Origin of the sequence: Tardiphaga sp., from assembly GCF_028290785.1 — a bacterium.
In the GTDB taxonomy this organism is placed as follows: domain Bacteria; phylum Pseudomonadota; class Alphaproteobacteria; order Rhizobiales; family Xanthobacteraceae; genus Tardiphaga.
In genome coordinates, this window is the sequence record NZ_JAQGJD010000189.1 from 1 (window position 1) to 15,503 (window position 15,503).

13 protein-coding genes are annotated in these 15,503 nt (G+C 64.8%); 5 read left to right on the forward strand and 8 right to left on the reverse strand.

Annotation, left to right across the window (positions count from 1 at the left end; genetic code table 11):
* The 7 genes from JWR89_RS10900 to JWR89_RS10930 form a co-directional block, all read right to left on the reverse strand.
* A partial coding sequence (locus JWR89_RS10900) for an MBL fold metallo-hydrolase (protein WP_299715555.1) occupies nt 1-821 on the reverse strand: 821 nt, incomplete at its 3' end.
* Nucleotides 822-1,092: 271 nt separating this feature from the next.
* A complete protein-coding gene (locus JWR89_RS10905) occupies nt 1,093-2,310 on the reverse strand; it encodes an acyl-CoA dehydrogenase (protein ID WP_299715558.1) in 1,218 nt (405 codons plus the stop codon).
* Between the two features lie 108 nt (nt 2,311-2,418).
* Complete coding sequence (ribB, locus tag JWR89_RS10910) at nt 2,419-3,510, reverse strand: 3,4-dihydroxy-2-butanone-4-phosphate synthase (RefSeq protein ID WP_299715561.1); 1,092 nt, start codon at nt 3,508-3,510, stop codon at nt 2,419-2,421.
* A 325-nt stretch (nt 3,511-3,835) separates the two neighbouring features.
* Complete coding sequence (locus JWR89_RS10915) at nt 3,836-5,572, reverse strand: cation:proton antiporter (protein WP_299715563.1); 1,737 nt, start codon at nt 5,570-5,572, stop codon at nt 3,836-3,838.
* A gap of 300 nt (nt 5,573-5,872) precedes the next feature.
* Entirely contained in the window at nt 5,873-6,913 is a 1,041-nt protein-coding gene (locus JWR89_RS10920; RefSeq protein WP_299715565.1) for a lactonase family protein, read from the reverse strand.
* A 109-nt stretch (nt 6,914-7,022) separates the two neighbouring features.
* Nucleotides 7,023-8,306 carry an amidohydrolase/deacetylase family metallohydrolase gene (locus JWR89_RS10925; protein WP_299715568.1) on the reverse strand — a complete coding sequence of 428 codons (1,284 nt, stop codon included), beginning with the start codon at nt 8,304-8,306 and terminating at the stop codon, nt 7,023-7,025.
* A gap of 116 nt (nt 8,307-8,422) precedes the next feature.
* Nucleotides 8,423-10,660 carry a TonB-dependent receptor gene (locus tag JWR89_RS10930; protein ID WP_299715570.1) on the reverse strand — a complete coding sequence of 746 codons (2,238 nt, stop codon included), beginning with the start codon at nt 10,658-10,660 and terminating at the stop codon, nt 8,423-8,425.
* A gap of 150 nt (nt 10,661-10,810) precedes the next feature.
* Between JWR89_RS10930 and nikR the strand changes: the two genes are divergently transcribed.
* Nucleotides 10,811-11,275, forward strand: coding sequence for a nickel-responsive transcriptional regulator NikR (nikR, locus tag JWR89_RS10935; RefSeq protein ID WP_299715572.1), 465 nt, complete (start codon nt 10,811-10,813; stop codon nt 11,273-11,275).
* Between the two features lie 146 nt (nt 11,276-11,421).
* Here nikR and JWR89_RS10940 read toward each other — a convergent pair whose 3' ends face one another.
* Entirely contained in the window at nt 11,422-12,243 is an 822-nt protein-coding gene (locus JWR89_RS10940) for an aldo/keto reductase (RefSeq protein WP_299715573.1), read from the reverse strand.
* A 103-nt stretch (nt 12,244-12,346) separates the two neighbouring features.
* Between JWR89_RS10940 and JWR89_RS10945 the strand changes: the two genes are divergently transcribed.
* From JWR89_RS10945 to JWR89_RS10960, 4 genes are all read left to right on the forward strand, one after another.
* Nucleotides 12,347-12,475, forward strand: coding sequence for a hypothetical protein (locus JWR89_RS10945; protein WP_299715576.1), 129 nt, complete (start codon nt 12,347-12,349; stop codon nt 12,473-12,475).
* Between the two features lie 103 nt (nt 12,476-12,578).
* Nucleotides 12,579-13,829: a sarcosine oxidase subunit beta family protein gene (locus JWR89_RS10950; protein WP_299715580.1), complete on the forward strand. Its 1,251-nt coding sequence runs from the start codon at nt 12,579-12,581 to the stop codon at nt 13,827-13,829.
* Between the two features lie 6 nt (nt 13,830-13,835).
* Entirely contained in the window at nt 13,836-14,090 is a 255-nt protein-coding gene (locus tag JWR89_RS10955; RefSeq protein WP_299715584.1) for a sarcosine oxidase subunit delta, read from the forward strand.
* Nucleotides 14,087-15,503, forward strand: a 1,417-nt coding sequence (locus JWR89_RS10960) for a 2Fe-2S iron-sulfur cluster-binding protein (protein ID WP_299715587.1), incomplete at its 3' end; no start/stop codon positions are given. The genes JWR89_RS10955 and JWR89_RS10960, both read left to right, overlap by 4 nt.

A 15,503-nucleotide genomic window follows, 5' to 3' on the forward strand; every position in this document is an offset into this window, starting at 1 on the left:
CCGGCCGCACCCGTGAGCCGCGGGTCGATGCCGATATAGATCGCGCGCACCAAAGTCGGGATATCCGCTTCGCCCTTGGCGAGGCGGTGCAGGATCGAGGCTTCGCGAGCCTTGCGATGACGGATCAGGAAGCGGACATATTTTGGCGCGTCGGGAATTTCCGGGCCGTGGCCGGGAAAATACAGATTCTCCGGGCGCGCGGCGAGCTTTTCCAGCGAGGCCATGTAATCGACCATCGAACCGTCCGGCGGCGCCACGATCGACGTCGACCAGCCCATCACGTGATCGGCGACGAACAGATAGTTCTTCTCGCGCCAGGCGAAGGCCATGTGGTTGGCGGTGTGGCCCGGCGTGGCAACGCCCTCGAGCGCCCAGCCATCGCCTTCGATGGTCTCGCCATCGGCGACCAGAACATCGGGCACAAAATCGCGGTCGGCGCCGGATTCCGGCGAGTGCTGCTCGCTCTCGTAGCGCGGCCGCGAGGCACGGTGCGGGCCTTCGGCATAGACCGTGGCACCGGTTGCCGCCTTGAGCGCTGCGGTGTTCGGCGAATGGTCGTTATGGGTGTGGGTGACGATGATGTGGGTGACGGTCTCGCCCTTCACCGCATCGAGCAGCGCCTGGATGTGGGCTTCGTTGCGCGGGCCGGGATCGATGATGGCGACGCGGCCTTCACCGACAATGTAGCTGTTGGTGCCGGAAAAAGTGAACGGCGAAGGATTGTCGCACAGGATGCGGCGCACGCCGGGGCGTACCTGATCGACGACGCCGGGCTTGAGCGGATAATCGCGATTGAACGGAACGTCGTCGTTGGCGCTCATGTGGGGGATCTCGGTTGCCGGCGGCGTGCGTAGGATGGGTTGAGCGCAGCGAAACCCATCGGCTGAGGGTGATGGGTTTCGCAAGAGCTCAACCCATCCTACGATCTACTACGATCTACTCGTCATTCCGGGGCGCGAGCGCCGTTAGGCGATCGCGAACCCGGAATCTCGACATGGGAGTGTGCCTACAACGTCAAGCCATCTCGGGATTCCGGGTTCACGTCCGGCAAGAGCCGGCCGTGCCCCGGAATGACGAGTGTTGTAGCAGCGTCTACCCGAACGCCTGGATGCCGGTGATGGCGCGGCCGAGGATCAGCGCGTGGACGTCGTGGGTGCCCTCGTAGGTGTTGACCGTCTCGAGGTTCTGGGCGTGGCGCATCACGTGGTATTCGACCTGGATGCCGTTGCCGCCATGCATGTCGCGGGCAACGCGGGCGATGTCCAGCGCCTTGCCGCAATTGTTGCGCTTCATGACCGAGATCATGTCCGGGTGGAAATTGCCTTCGTCCATCAGGCGGCCGACGCGCAAGCTACCCTGCAGGCCGAGCGTGATCTCGGTCAGCATGTCGGCGAGCTTCTTCTGCACCAATTGCGTGGCGGCGAGCGGACGGTTGAACTGCTTGCGGTCCAGCGTGTACTGGCGCGCGCGCGCCATGCAGTCCTCGGCGGCGCCGAGCACGCCCCAGGAGATGCCGTAGCGGGCGCGGTTGAGGCAGCCGAACGGGCCCTTCAGGCCGGACACATTGGGCAGCAAGGCTTCTTCACCGACCACCACGCCGTCCATCACGATCTCGCCGGTGATCGAGGCGCGCAAGCTCAGCTTGCCGCCGATCTTCGGTGCGGAGAGGCCCTTCATGCCCTTCTCGAGAATGAAGCCGCGGATCTGGTTGTTGTGCTCGGCGGACTTCGCCCACACCACGAACACGTCGGCGATCGGGGCGTTGGAGATCCACATCTTGGAACCGGTGATGCGGTAGCCGTCGGCGCACTTCTCGGCGCGGGTCTTCATGCCGCCGGGATCGGAGCCGGCATCGGGCTCGGTGAGGCCGAAGCAGCCAACCCACTCGCCTGACGCGAGCTTGGGCAGGTACTTCTTGCGCTGGTTCTCGTCGCCGTAGGCGTAGATCGGATACATCACCAGCGACGACTGCACCGAGTTCATCGAGCGATAGCCGGAATCGACGCGCTCGATCTCACGGGCCACGAGGCCGTAGGCGACGTAGCTGGCGTTGGCGCAGCCATATTCTTCCGGCAGCGTGATGCCGATCAGGCCGAGCTCGCCCATCTCGTTGAAGATCTCGCGGTCGGTGTGCTCGTTGAGATAGGCATCCGAAACGCGCGGCAGCAGCTTGTCCTGGGCATAAGCGCGCGCGGTGTCGCGGATCATGCGCTCGTCTTCGGTGAGCTGGTCATCGAGCAGGAACGCGTCGTCCCACTGAAAACTCGTCGCGGCGGCCGGTCTGTCCTTGGCCTTGGGGGCAACGCTCATCGAAATCCCTTTCAGATTATTGCTTTTGGCAATTTTAAGTGACGCGTATTCCTATCGCAAAACCGGTAGCCACTTTTGCGGAATACGCGGCATGCCAGAGGCTGGAGTTTAAGTCTTTGACGTATCGCCATCAAGCTGTTCGTTGCAGGCGATCTCGATGCCGAAGCCGGACAGGCCCTTGTAGTCATGGGCCGACGAGGTGAGATGGCGGATCGAGGTGACGCCGAGGTCGCGCAGGATCTGCGCGCCGACGCCGATTTCGCGCCATTGCCGGTTGCGATCGGCTTCCGCCGATTTCGGCGCGTCGATCGGCGCCACGGGAACTCCGGCGGCGCCGTCACGCAGATAGACCAGAACGCCGCTGCCGGCCTTCTTGAAGTGCTCCAGCACGCTCTGCATGTTCTTCGGGCCGAAGAAGATGTCCTTGACGATGTTCGGCTTGTGGAACCGGGTCAGCACGTTCTTGCCGTCGCCGACATTGCCGTAAACGAAGGCGACGTGGTGGATCGGATCGAACGGCGAGCGGTAGGAATAGCCCTGCAGCGGCCCGATCGGGCTCTCGGTGGTGAAGCTGGAAACGCGCTCGATCAGCTTTTCGCGCGCCTGGCGGTAGGCGATCATGTCGGCGATGGTGACGTGCTTGAGCTTGTGCTTCGCCGCGAAGCTGACGACCTGCTCGCCCTTCATCACGGTGCCATCGTCGTTCATCAGCTCGCTGATGACGCCGACCGGCGCGAGGTTGGCGAGCTTGCACAGATCGACCGCGGCCTCGGTATGGCCGGAGCGCATCAACACGCCGCCTTCGCGTGCGATCAGCGGGAAGATATGGCCGGGACGCGCGAAATCGTTGGCGCCGGCATTGGGATTGGCCAGCGCGCGGCAGCACGAGGCGCGCTCATCGGCGGAGATGCCGGTGCCGCCGTCGGGCTTGTAGTCGATCGAGACGGTAAAGGCGGTGGTGTGGTTGGAATCGTTGTTGGTGACCATCGGATCGAGCCGGAAGCGGCGCGCGTCCTCGACGGTGATCGGCGCGCAGACGATGCCAGAGGTGTGGCGGATGATGAACGCCATCTTCTCGGCGGTACAGAACGACGCCGCGACAATCAGGTCGCCCTCGCCCTCGCGGTCGTCGTCATCGGTCACCACCACCATTTCGCCAGCGGCGAAGGCTTGCAGGACTTCGGGGATCGGATCGGCCATGGCGCGCACTCTCGGGACAGGTGACGACCATATGGCGCAGAGCGCCCGGGGACGCAACCCGCGGTTCCGGATGGGGGTATGCGGGTTCGGCGTGTGCGATGGTCGGTGAATAGGCGCGAACGGAGCCTCTTCTTCCCTCTCCCCCGCGCGAAGCCAAGCTTCGCTGGGTGGGAGAGGGTGGCCGCGCGCCAGCGCGGACGGGTGAGGGGTAGCCACGAACGGCAATCGCCCAGACACCCCTCATCCGTCGCGGACTTCGTCCGCGCCACCCTCTCCCACAAGGGGAGAGGGAAGAGTCCCTCGCGGCAAGGCCATCGCTCCACCCCTACGGCAGCACTTCGCGGCGTTCGGCGAGTTGCGCGTCCAGTTCGGCGCGCTTGGCGTCGAGCAGGCCCTGGTCGGCGGCGTCGATCACCTCGTATAGCGCGTGGGCGTCGCTGAGGCGGGTCACGGTGACGTAATCGGCCCCGGCGGCGTAGATGTCGGGCACATCCGCCAGCATGTCCGCGGTCGAGATGATCTTCGCGGTCGGATTGATCGAGCGGACGTGGCGCACCAGCTTCTCGTTATTGGCGCCCTTGAGCAGCGAATCCGGCACGCTGAGGATGATGATTTCCGCCTTGCCGACCCCGGCATGGGTCAGGGTGTCGACATTGCTGATATCGCCGTAGATCACGTGCTGACCGCGCTCGACCAGGGTGCGGAACACGTTGGGGTTGAAATCCACCACGCTGATCTGGTCGAGCAGCGACTTGTTCTGGCGCTCGATCTCGCTGAGCAGTGCGGAGGCGGCACGGTAGAAGCCGAGAATGACGATGCGGCGGGCGTCGCCATGTGCGGCGTCCTGGCCGGCCTCGTGGCCGCCCTGCGGCTGGCCGTGGTCGAGATCGCGCAACCCGATCCGCTTCAGGGGGCCGATCAGCGCCCGGGTGATCTGGTCGCTGCGCGTCATCGCGAAGGTGGACAGCACCGCAAGAATGACAAAGGCGAACGACGTCGCGCTGGAGGTCTGCGTGGTGATGTGGCCGGCAGCGATGCCGGTCTGCAGCACCACCAGCGAGAATTCGCTGATCTGCGCCAGATTCAGCGCCGGCAGCATGCTGGCGCGCAGCCCCTGCTTCATCAGGTACAGCGGCGCGAAGGTGGTGAGGACGCGGCTCGCCACGGTAAACACGGCGATGATCAGCGACAGCCCGATCACTGACAGGTTGGGAATCGGAATCGTCATGCCCACGGCGACGAAGAACAGCGTGATGAAGAAGTCGCGCAGCGTCGTCACCTTGGCGGTGACGTCCAGCGCATAGGGGAACGTCGACAGCGACACGCCGGCCACCAGCGAGCCCATCTCGCGCGACAGGTGCAGCCGTTCGGCGATTTCGCCGATCAGGAAGCACCAGGCCAGCGCGCCGAGCAGCACCAGTTCCGGGCGCCGCGCGATCTGATGGAATAGGTGCGGCAGGATGTAGCGACTGAGGATCAGCGCGGTCGCCACCAGCACGCCGACGCGGCCGATCGAGAGCACGATGACGGTGACCTGCAGGTCGGCGAGGCTCGGTTGCACCGCCAGAAACAGGATCGCGAAAATGTCCTGCAGCACCAGGATGCCCAGCGTGATGCGGCCGGGCAGCGTGTCGAGCTCACGCTTCTCGTACAACACCTTGACGATGACCACGGTGGAGGACAGCGCGCAGGCGATGCACAGGTACAGCGCGTCGAAATGACCGCCGGACAGCGGCAGGCCGATGGCCACGAAGAAAAGCGCGCCAAGCACGCAGCCGCCGATCAACTGCCCGCCGGCGGCGAACAGAATGACGCGGCCGGCGCGGATGATCTTCTTGAGGTCGATCTCCAGCCCGATCATGAACAGCATGAAGATCAGGCCGAGTTCGGAGATGGTGCTGATCGATTCGTCCGACTTGACCAGGCCGATGCCGAACGGGCCGATGAGGAAGCCGGCGACGAGATAGGCCAGGATCAGCGGCTGCTTGAAGAAATGCGCGGCCAGCCCGATGCCCCACGCAAACAGGATACACAACGTGATATCGCGAATAAGATCGTGCATGCCCAGCCAGTTGTCGGTGTGGGCGGCACTCTAAGGGCGCGGGCCATGAGGGCAAAGCGGTAAATGCGCACAAGTATGAGGCGAGAACGACCAATATCGCCGCCGCCCTTTCTATTGTTCCAGACCTTGAGCGGCACTCTGGCGCTGCTCCGCGCCTGGAGCGCACGGCCCCTCCCCGTCATTGCGAGCCCGCGAAAATCGCCGAAGGCGACTTTCGCGAGCGAAGCAATCCAGAAGCCTCACGCGCAGAAAGACTGGATTGCTTCGTCGCCAAGAGGCTCCTCGCAATGACGGCTATCGCTACGGCAAATCGACGATCTCGACCCAGTTCGGGTTCTTGCCGGTCGGGTATTGCTTGAGCATGGTCAGCTTGCCGGTCGTCTTGTCGATGGCGTAGCTGGTCATGCTGTTGGAGAGCTGGCCGACCGCCAGCAAGGTGCGGCCGGAGGAATCGATACTGAAGCCGCGCGGCTGTTTTTCGGTGGGATAGGAGTCGATCGGCGTCAACGCGCCGGTGTTCGGATCGACCGAGAACGCCGCCAGCGTGCTCGTCGTCCGTTCCGAGGCGTAGAGGAATTTGCCGTCCGGCGTGAGGTGGATGTCCGCCGCCCACGGCTTGCCGTCAAAGCCCTTCGGCAAGGCACTGGCGACCTGGGTTTCCTGCTTCAGCGTACCGGTCGCGGCATCCCACGGAAATACGTAGATCGCGGCGTCGAGCTCGTTGAGCAGATAGACGAACTGCTTGTCCGGCGAGAACACCAGATGGCGCGGGCCGCCTTTCGCCTTGACGCTGACGGTCGGCGGTTCGTTCGGCGACAGCGTGCCTTTGGTGGCGTCGAACTTCTGCTGATAGATCTTGTCGCCGCCGAGGCTGGTGTGCAGCACATAGCGGTTGCTGGGATCGAACACGACGCAATGCGCGTTCGGTTCGGTGGCGACCACCTGCTGCGCCGGCGCGGTCACGCCATCGGGGCCGATCGGATGAACCGCGACCTTGTGGCCGCCGTAGGACGCACCGATCAGGAAGCGGCCGGTGCGGTCGATCGCCAGATAGGCCATGGAATCCGCCAGCGGCCCCGGCCCGACCAGCTTAAGCTTGCCGGTTTTGGCGTCGATGTCGAAGGTAACCGCCGTAAAGGGCTCGTTGCGCAGGCCGGCATAGAGCCGGTGCTTCTCCGGGCTGACCGCCAGCGGCAGCGAGCCACCGGGCTTCGCCGGACCCGGCACCGCTACGGTCTCCACCGGCGTCAGATCGCCGCCCGGCTTCAGTTCAAAAACGCTGATATCCTGGCTGTCGGAATTGCCGACATAGACGAAACTGGCGGCACTGGCCGATGACATGAAAACCCCTGCTGCGACCCAAAAGGCGGCGATGAACGAGACTGGATTCAAGCTGACGCGTGTATGCATGATGCCCCCCATGTTGACAAATATGGCTTCGGTTTAACGACTACCTCACCGCGAACGGCGACTGGTACGGCCGGCCGAACGGCACGCCGTTGATCACCGTCTGCACCGGCTTGAGAAACGCCGTGCCGTCGCGCTTGTTGTTGCGGGTGTCGAGGAACGACACCGGCCCCTCGACCAGCTCCATGATGGCGATATCGGCAGGCGCGCCGATCTTCAGCGTGCCGAGGTTCGGCGCGCGGCCGATGATCCCTGCCGGCGCGGTCGTCGCCATGGTCACCACCTGCTCCAGCGAGTAGCCGAGCGTCAGGAACTTGCTCATCACCCACGGCAGATAGGGCATGCCCGGCGTATTGCCGGAGAACACGTGGATGTCCGACGAGATGGTGTCGGGCGGGCAGCCCTGCGGGATCGCCGCTTCGGCGACGGTGAAATCGAAACTGCCGCCGCCATGGCCGACGTCGAACAGCACGCCGCGCTGCTTGGCGGCCAGCGCCGCGGGCAACAGCTTGCCGTCCTTGACGATGTTGGTGAAGGCGCCGGCCATGTTCGGCGCGCCGGAATAGGCATGGGTGAGGACATCGCCGGGGCGCAGCAGGTCAAGGATGTTCGACATCAGCTCGGTCGATTCGACGCCGCCGATATGCACCATCATCCGCGCCGGCCAGCCGCACATCTCGCAGGCCTGGATCGCGCGCTTCAGCGGCTCGATGCCGTGCTTGAAGATCACGTTCTCCGACATCCGCACCTTCACGCCGATCAGGAAGTCTGGATTTTCTGCCAGCGCCATGGCGCAGGCTTCGACCTGTGCATTGTCGATATTGTACAGCTCGGCGACGGGGAATGCCGACAGGCCGTTATTGGCGATATGCACGAAGGCGTAGATCCGCGAGCGCGACTGCGCCACGATATAGCGGCGCAGCGCCGCAAGGTTGTTGACGCCGGCGTCGCCGGCCGAGACCACCGTCGTGGTGCACTGGTGCTGCACCAGTTCGTCGGCGGGAATGCCGATCGCCGAGCCGTAGGGATAGACGTGGCAATGCAGATCGATCAGCCCGGGCGTGACGAGCTTGCCGGAGGCGTCGATGCTCTTCAGCGTCCGCGCGGCCGGGATATCCGCTTCGATGGCTTCGACGACGCCCCAGCGAATTCCGATATCCCGCTTGCCGCGCAGCGACTGGCTGGGATCGAGCACGTCGCCGCCCTTGATCACCAGATCGAACTTGTCAGTGGGCCCCATCGCGGCCCGCGCCGGCGCGAGGCCGGACACGGCGGCGACGCCTGAGCCCGATAGCGCGAGAAAATCGCGGCGCGACAGTTTGGACATCGAACTCTCCCAGCATTTTCTTGTTGGGAAGATGATGGTCCGGCCGCCGCAATTGCGCAAGCTGCGCTGCAAACGCGTTTGCCTTCACCCTCCCCTGGAGGGGGAGGGTAGAAACATCAAAACTGTCCCGCCACCGTGATGCGCAGCGCCAGCGGCTCGACCGGGTGTAGCACGCGGTCCATCACGCCAGTCTGGCATACCGCGCTCGGCGCGGTGGGGGCGCCCGAAGCCGGGAAGCATAGGGCGAACAGCGAGTCCGATTTCAGCAGCAATCCATATGCGTAGGTGATCTGGTCCGATTGGCTGTCGAGCAGGTTGAAGCCATCGAGCTGGATGCGCCAGCCGTTGGCAAAGCGATAGCCGAGCTGGCCATTCAGCAGTCCGGTGGCTGGCGACACGAAGGCGCCGTCCTCGGTGAGCGGGCGCGGGCCGAAATAGCGATAGCGCAAGGCGCCGAACCAGCCGGTGGCCTCGCCAAGCCTTATGCCGGCGGTGGCGATCAGGTTGGGGGCGCCGGGAATGAGATTGCCCGGCGCGTTGCCGGGCTGTGCCGCGGGGAAACCGGCGAGCTCCTGATAGGCTGCGGCCTGATCCGCATTGTCGCCGCGGAAACGCGCGCGGGTGATGGCGAGATCGCCTTCGAGCGAGAGCCACGGCAACGGCCGATAGTCGTTGGTCCACTCGATGCCGACGCGGCGGCTGGGACGGCTGGCCTCGGTGTCGCCGGCATCGCCGACGAACAGGATTTCGGACGCGGAATCCAGCATGAAGAATGCGACCGAACTGGTCAGGGCGGGAACGAGTTTGCTGCGCAGGCCGATTTCGGCGCCTTTGGTCTTCACCAGAAACGGCGAGCGCTGCACCGCCGAGCCATCGACCGGCGACTCGCTGATGGTGACGCCGCGGGCATCGTTGCTGTGAAAGCCCTCGCCGGCGTTGAGAAACAGCTCGGTCTTCGCAAACGGACCGAGCACCAGGCCCAACTTCGGGCTGCTGATGAAGGCATTGGCATGGCCGGAATTGGCCGGCGTGAAATATGACTGCACGGAAGTGTCATAATAGTCGCCGCGCCAGCCGGCCGAGGTGCGCAGCCAGTCGCTCCAGAATATCGTATTCTGCATGAACACGCCGACACTGCCCTCTTTCACCGCGTCGGAGCGGATCGGCGACACGAACGCGCGCCGCACGCTGTTGTTCAGATCGAGCCTGATATCGTCGTAGCGGGTCTGCACGCCGACCTCGGTCTCGCTGCGAAAGCCGGCGATGGTCGTGTTGAACGTATGCGAGGCGTTGATGCCTGACAGCACGCGGTCGTCATGCTGGTGGAATTGATCGCCGTCGGCGGGATTGCTCAGGAAGTAGGTGAAATTGTTCCACAGATTGAGCGAGCTCTTGATGACGTAAAAATTCGCTTTCGAGATTCCGTGCGCGTCGCTCTGCGCCCAGTTTCCGGACAGCGAGAAGCGATCGGAATTGCCGCCGTCGCTGGGATCGAGCGCACCAAAGCGGCCGATCTCGCCCGAGGCGATGGCGCGCGCCGGGATCTGGTCGGTTGAATTCCAGCGGTTGGCATAGGCCATGGCGGTGAGCGAGAAGCCATCGGTCGCGGTGCCCTGGCTGTAGCGCATCACGCCATTCAGCTTGCGCAATTCGTCGGGATTATCCCATGGGCCGTTGTAGCCCTGCGCCTCGGCGGCGACCAGCAGCGTGCCCTCGCCGAGCCTTGCGGAGGTAACGCCAAAACCGCGGCGATAGCCGAAACTGCCGGCGGTGATCGACGCCATCGTCTTCGCGACGCTGTCGAGCAGGCTGATGTGAAGCGCGCCGACCGAGGAAAAATCGCCCTCGTCGGCGAAATACGGACCCTTGCGGATATCAACCGAACCGATCAGTTCCGGGATCAGGAAGTTGAGATCGGCATAGCCCTGGCCATGGGCATGGGTGCGCATGTTGACGGGCATGCCGTCGAGCGAGATGGCGAGATCAGTGCCGTGGTCCAGATTGAATCCGCGCAGAAAATACTGGTTAGCCTTGCCGTCGCCGGAGTGCTGGGTGACGATCAGGCCGGGCACCACTTCGAGCGCCTCCGCCGGCCGCGACAACGGCCGGGCGTTGACGTCAGCGCCGCTGACGGTCTTTTCGCTGGCAGAGGTGGCGGGCGCCTGCGTCGTGCTGGGAGCAGGAGTGCTGCCGCTACCGACATTGCTCGCCACGGGTGCGGCAACCCGGCGCGTGGTCCGGCGACTGCTCTCCGTTCCCGTGCGCGGCTGGCTGGGTCGCGCCGCGCGGCGTTCCGGCGCCAGCACCTCGACGGGGGACAGCGTTGTTGCGGTTTGCGCGTGACACTCCGCCATGGCCATGATCGAGACAACGAGCGCGAGCCCGGCTGAGGGAAAGGAGGAGCGATGCATCGACGCGCCGATGGGCTATGCTGATTTCAACATCGGCAAATTGACACAGCGAGTATGACGTTGTCAAAGATTCATCATACTTTTTGAGGGGCCATGCAGCGCATCACGATCACGCTCGACGACGACCTGATGGAGCAGCTGGACGCCATGATCGCCGAGCACGGCTATCAGAACCGCTCCGAGGCGATCCGCGATTTCGCCCGCGCCGGCATGCAGCAGGCAATGCAGGACAAGGGCCAGGAAAAGGACCGGAGCGGCGAATGCGTCGCCGCGCTGGTCTATGTCTACGACCACGCTGCGCGCGACCTGTCGCGCCGGCTGGTCGATACCTACCATCACCACCACGACCTGTCGCTGGCGACGCTGCACGTGCATCTCGACGACGACAACTGCATGGAAGTCACCGCGCTGCGCGGACAGGGCAACGACGTGCAGCATTTCGCCGATCACATCATCGCAGAGCGGGGCGTGAAGTATGGAAGGGTGGTCATGATGCCGACGGCGAAGAAAATCGAGGCGAAGACCGGCGCGAAGAAGAAGCCGCATTCGCACAAGTGAGGGATAGTCAGGCACCGCCCCCTCCACGTCATTGCGAGGAGCCCTTGCGACGAAGCAATCCAGCTCTTTCCGCGCTTGTGGCCTCTGGATTGCCGCGTCGCTTCGCTCCTCGCAATGACGGCCGAGGTGTCGGGGATTCGCAGCCCTCAGTCCCAGTCCGGTGCGAACGCTGCGGGATTCACCAGCCGCTGGTCCTTCGGCAGCGACGCGATCGCCGCCCGGTCGTCGTCGTCCAGCTTCACCTTCAGCGCATCGAGATTGGCGTGCTGGCTTTCCTGCCGCGACGCCTTCGGAATCGCGCCGACGCCGTCCTGGTCGAGCAGCCATTTCAGCGCCACCTGCGCCGCGCTGGCGCCATGCTTCGCGCCGATCTTCTGCAGCACCGCGTTGTCGACGATCTTGCCCTGCGCGAGCGGGCAATAGGCCACCAGCGGAATGCCCTTGTTGCGCAGATAGGTTAGCACCTGGATCTGGTCGAGCAGCACATGGTATTCGACCTGGTTGCAGGCAATCGGCGCGCCGATCTCTTCCACCACCTTTTTCAGCAGCGGCACCGTGAAATTGGCGACGCCGATGGCGCGGGTGCGGCCTTCGTCCTTCAGCTTCGTCAGCGTGTCGAACATGGCGGGCAGGTCCATGCCCTTCGACGGCCAGTGCACCAGATAGAGATCGACGTGGTCGAGCTGCAGCTTCTGAAGGCTGGCATCGAAGGCGCGCCGGATCGCGTCCGGCGCCAGGTGCTCGTGCCAGACCTTTGTCGTGACGTGCAACTCGCCGCGGGCGATGCCGGATTCCTTGATGCCGGCCCCGACGCCGTCCTCGTTGCCATACATCTCCGCGGTGTCGATGTGCCGGTAGCCGAGGCCGAGCGCGCTTTCCACCGCCGCGCGGCAGGCGTCGCCCTGCAGGCGAAAAGTACCGAGGCCGAGCTTGGGCATGGCGATGCCCTGGGTGTACAGAGGGTCCATGATGATCTCCAGATAATGCAGACGAGGCGGGACGGCTCGACGGCGGCTTGATACGCTGCGCGGGCGACCAACAACATTCAATTTAGCGGGAAGTTCGACGACCATGGAAAAAGCCTTACGCGGATGGCTCGAAGCGCACGGCCTGCTCGCCATCACCGCCGCGGTGCTCGGCATCATTGTCGGGCTGGCGGTCATCCTGGTGGTCGGCGGCTTCTGGTTCGCACGACCCTAGCCGCGCGGTCATGTCGCCGATCGACCATTCCATGTCGCATATGGACTAGTGCCGGCACCCGGCTTGCGCCACACTGGACGCTCGATTGCCGCTGGATTCTCAGATGCGCTATTCGCTGACCTCCCTGATCACGCAGACCCTGTCCGGCCACAAGGGCTGGAAGCCGCAATGGCGCGACGCCGCGCCGAAGGACGAGTACGACATCGTCATCGTCGGCGGTGGCGGGCACGGGCTGGCGACGGCGTATTATCTCGCCAAGGAGTACGGGCTGAACAACATCGCCGTGCTGGAAAAGAGCTGGATCGGGTCAGGCAATGTCGGCCGCAACACCACCATCATCCGCTCCAATTATTTGCTGTCGGGCAACATCGCGCTGTACGAGTTCTCGCTGAAGCTGTGGGAACGGCTTGAGCAGGACTTCAACTACAACGCCATGGTGAGCCAGCGCGGCGTGCTCAACCTGTTTCATTCCGACGGCCAGCGCGACGCCTATGCCAGGCGCGGCAACATGATGCTGCTGAACGGCGCCGATGCCGAACTGCTCGACCGCGACGGCGTCAAGAAGCTGTATCCGTTCCTGAATTTTGATGCGGCGCGGTTTCCCATTCAGGGCGGCCTGCTGCAGAGACGCGGCGGCACCGTGCGCCACGACGCCGTGGCCTGGGGCTTTGCGCGCGGCGCCTCCGAGCGCGGCGTCGATGTGATCCAGAATTGCGAGGTGACCGGGATCGATATCGTCGGCGGCCGCGTCACCGGCGTGACCACGACGCGCGGAAAGATTCGCGCGGGGAAGGTCGGGCTCGCGGTCGCCGGCTCCAGTTCGCGCGTCGCAGCCTTAGCCGGGCTGCGGCTGCCGATCGAAAGCCACGTGCTGCAGGCCTTCGTCTCCGAAGGGCTGAAGCCGGTGATTCCCGGCGTCATCACCTTCGGTGCCGGGCATTTTTATATCAGCCAGTCCGACAAGGGCGGGCTGGTGTTCGGCGGCGATATCGACGGCTACAACTCCTACGCCCAGCGCGGCAATATGCCTGTGGTCGAGGACGTCTGCGAGGGCGGCATGGCGCTGATGCCGTCGATCGGCCGCGCCCGGATGCTGCGCAACTGGGGCGGCCTGGTCGATATGTCGATGGATGGCTCGCCGATCATCGACCGCACCGATATCGACGGACTCTATCTCAATGCCGGCTGGTGCTACGGCGGCTTCAAGGCGACGCCGGGCTCGGGCTTCGTCTTTGCCCACCTGCTGGCCAAGGACGCGCCGCATCCCGCCGCCACCGCACTGCGCTTCGACCGCTTCCGCACCGGTGCCATCCTCGACGAAAAGGGCCAGGGCGCCCAACCCAACCTGCACTGAGCCGACATGCGCATCCCCTGCCCCTTCTGCGGCCCCCGCGACATCACCGAATTCGCCTACCACGGCGACGCCACGCTGACGCGGCCGGCGCCGGGCGACGCGGCGATGCATGACTACGTCTATCTGCGCGACAATCCGACGGGCGTGCATCGCGAGCACTGGTATCATTCCGCGGGATGCCACGCCTGGCTGACGGTGACGCGCAACGTCAGCACGCATGAGATCGTCGGCGCCGAGATGGCGCACAAGGAAGCGTCATGACCCAGCCGCGACGCCTCGCTTCCGGCGGACTGGTCGATCGATCGCAGCCGATCGGATTCTCGTTCGATGGCACCAGCTACCGCGGCTATGCCGGCGACACGCTGGCTTCTGCGCTGCTGGCCAATGACATCATGCTGGTCGGGCGGTCGTTCAAATATCACCGGCCGCGCGGCATTTTCTCGGCCGGACCGGAAGAGCCGAATGCGCTGGTGACGTTGCGCTCCGGTGCCCGCGCCGAGCCCAACACCAAGGCCACCACCGTCGAACTGTTCGACGGGCTCGAGGCGTCGAGCCAGAACTGCTGGCCGTCGCCGAACTTCGACCTCCGCGCCGTGCACCAGCTCGCCGGGCCGCTGCTCAATGCCGGCTTCTATTACAAGACTTTTATGTGGCCGGCTTCCTTCTGGGAAAAATTCTACGAGCCCGCGATCCGCGCCTCCGCGGGCCTGGGCGCGCTGAGTGGCCTGGACGATCCCGACAGCTACGAGAAGTCGCACGCGTTCTGCGACCTGCTGGTGATCGGCGCGGGCCCCGCCGGTCTGGCCGCCGCACTCGCGGCCGGCCGTGCCGGCGCGCGCGTCATTGTGGCGGAAGAGGATTATGCGCTGGGCGGACGCTTGCTGGGCGAGACCGCGCAGATCGACGGCGTCTCCGCGGCGTCATGGGCGGCGCTGGCAGAAGCGGAGCTGAGCACGCTGCCGAATGTTCGCATGCTCCGGCGCACCGCCGTGTTCGGCGCCTATGACGGCGAATATGGCGCGATCGAGCGGGTGTCGGATCACCTGATCGAGCCGGCTGAATTCATGCCGCGGCAGCGGCTGTGGAAGATCGTCGCGGGACAATGCGTGCTGGCGGCCGGCGCGCAGGAGCGACCGCTGGTGTTTCCCGGCAATGACCGGCCCGGCATCATGCTGGCCTCGGCGCTGCGGACCTATCTTCATCGCTTCGGTGTGACCGCCGGCAAGCGCATCGCGATCTTCACCACCTCGGACGATGGCTGGCGTAGCGCATTGGATTTGCGCAATGCCGGTGTCGAGATCGCGGCGGTGATCGATGCGCGTGCGGACGTCTCGCCCGAAGTGCGCAAGCTCGCTGGCGATGCCCCGCAATTCCTTCGCGCGCATGTCACCGACACCTCCGGCTATCGCCGGCTGAAGTCCATCAACGTCATCGATGGCAGCGGCACGACGCACACCATCGCGGCCGATACGCTCGGCGTCTCCGGCGGCTGGACGCCGAGCGTCGGCATCGCCACCCATCTCGGCGGCAAGGCCAACTGGTCGGAAGCAAAGTCCGCGTTCCTGTGCGACGAGCTGCCGAACGGCATGCAGATCGCCGGCGCCGCCGCAGCGCGATGGACGCGGGGTGAAGCGTTGCAGGACGGCGCCCGCGCCGGCACCGAGGCAGCGGTGC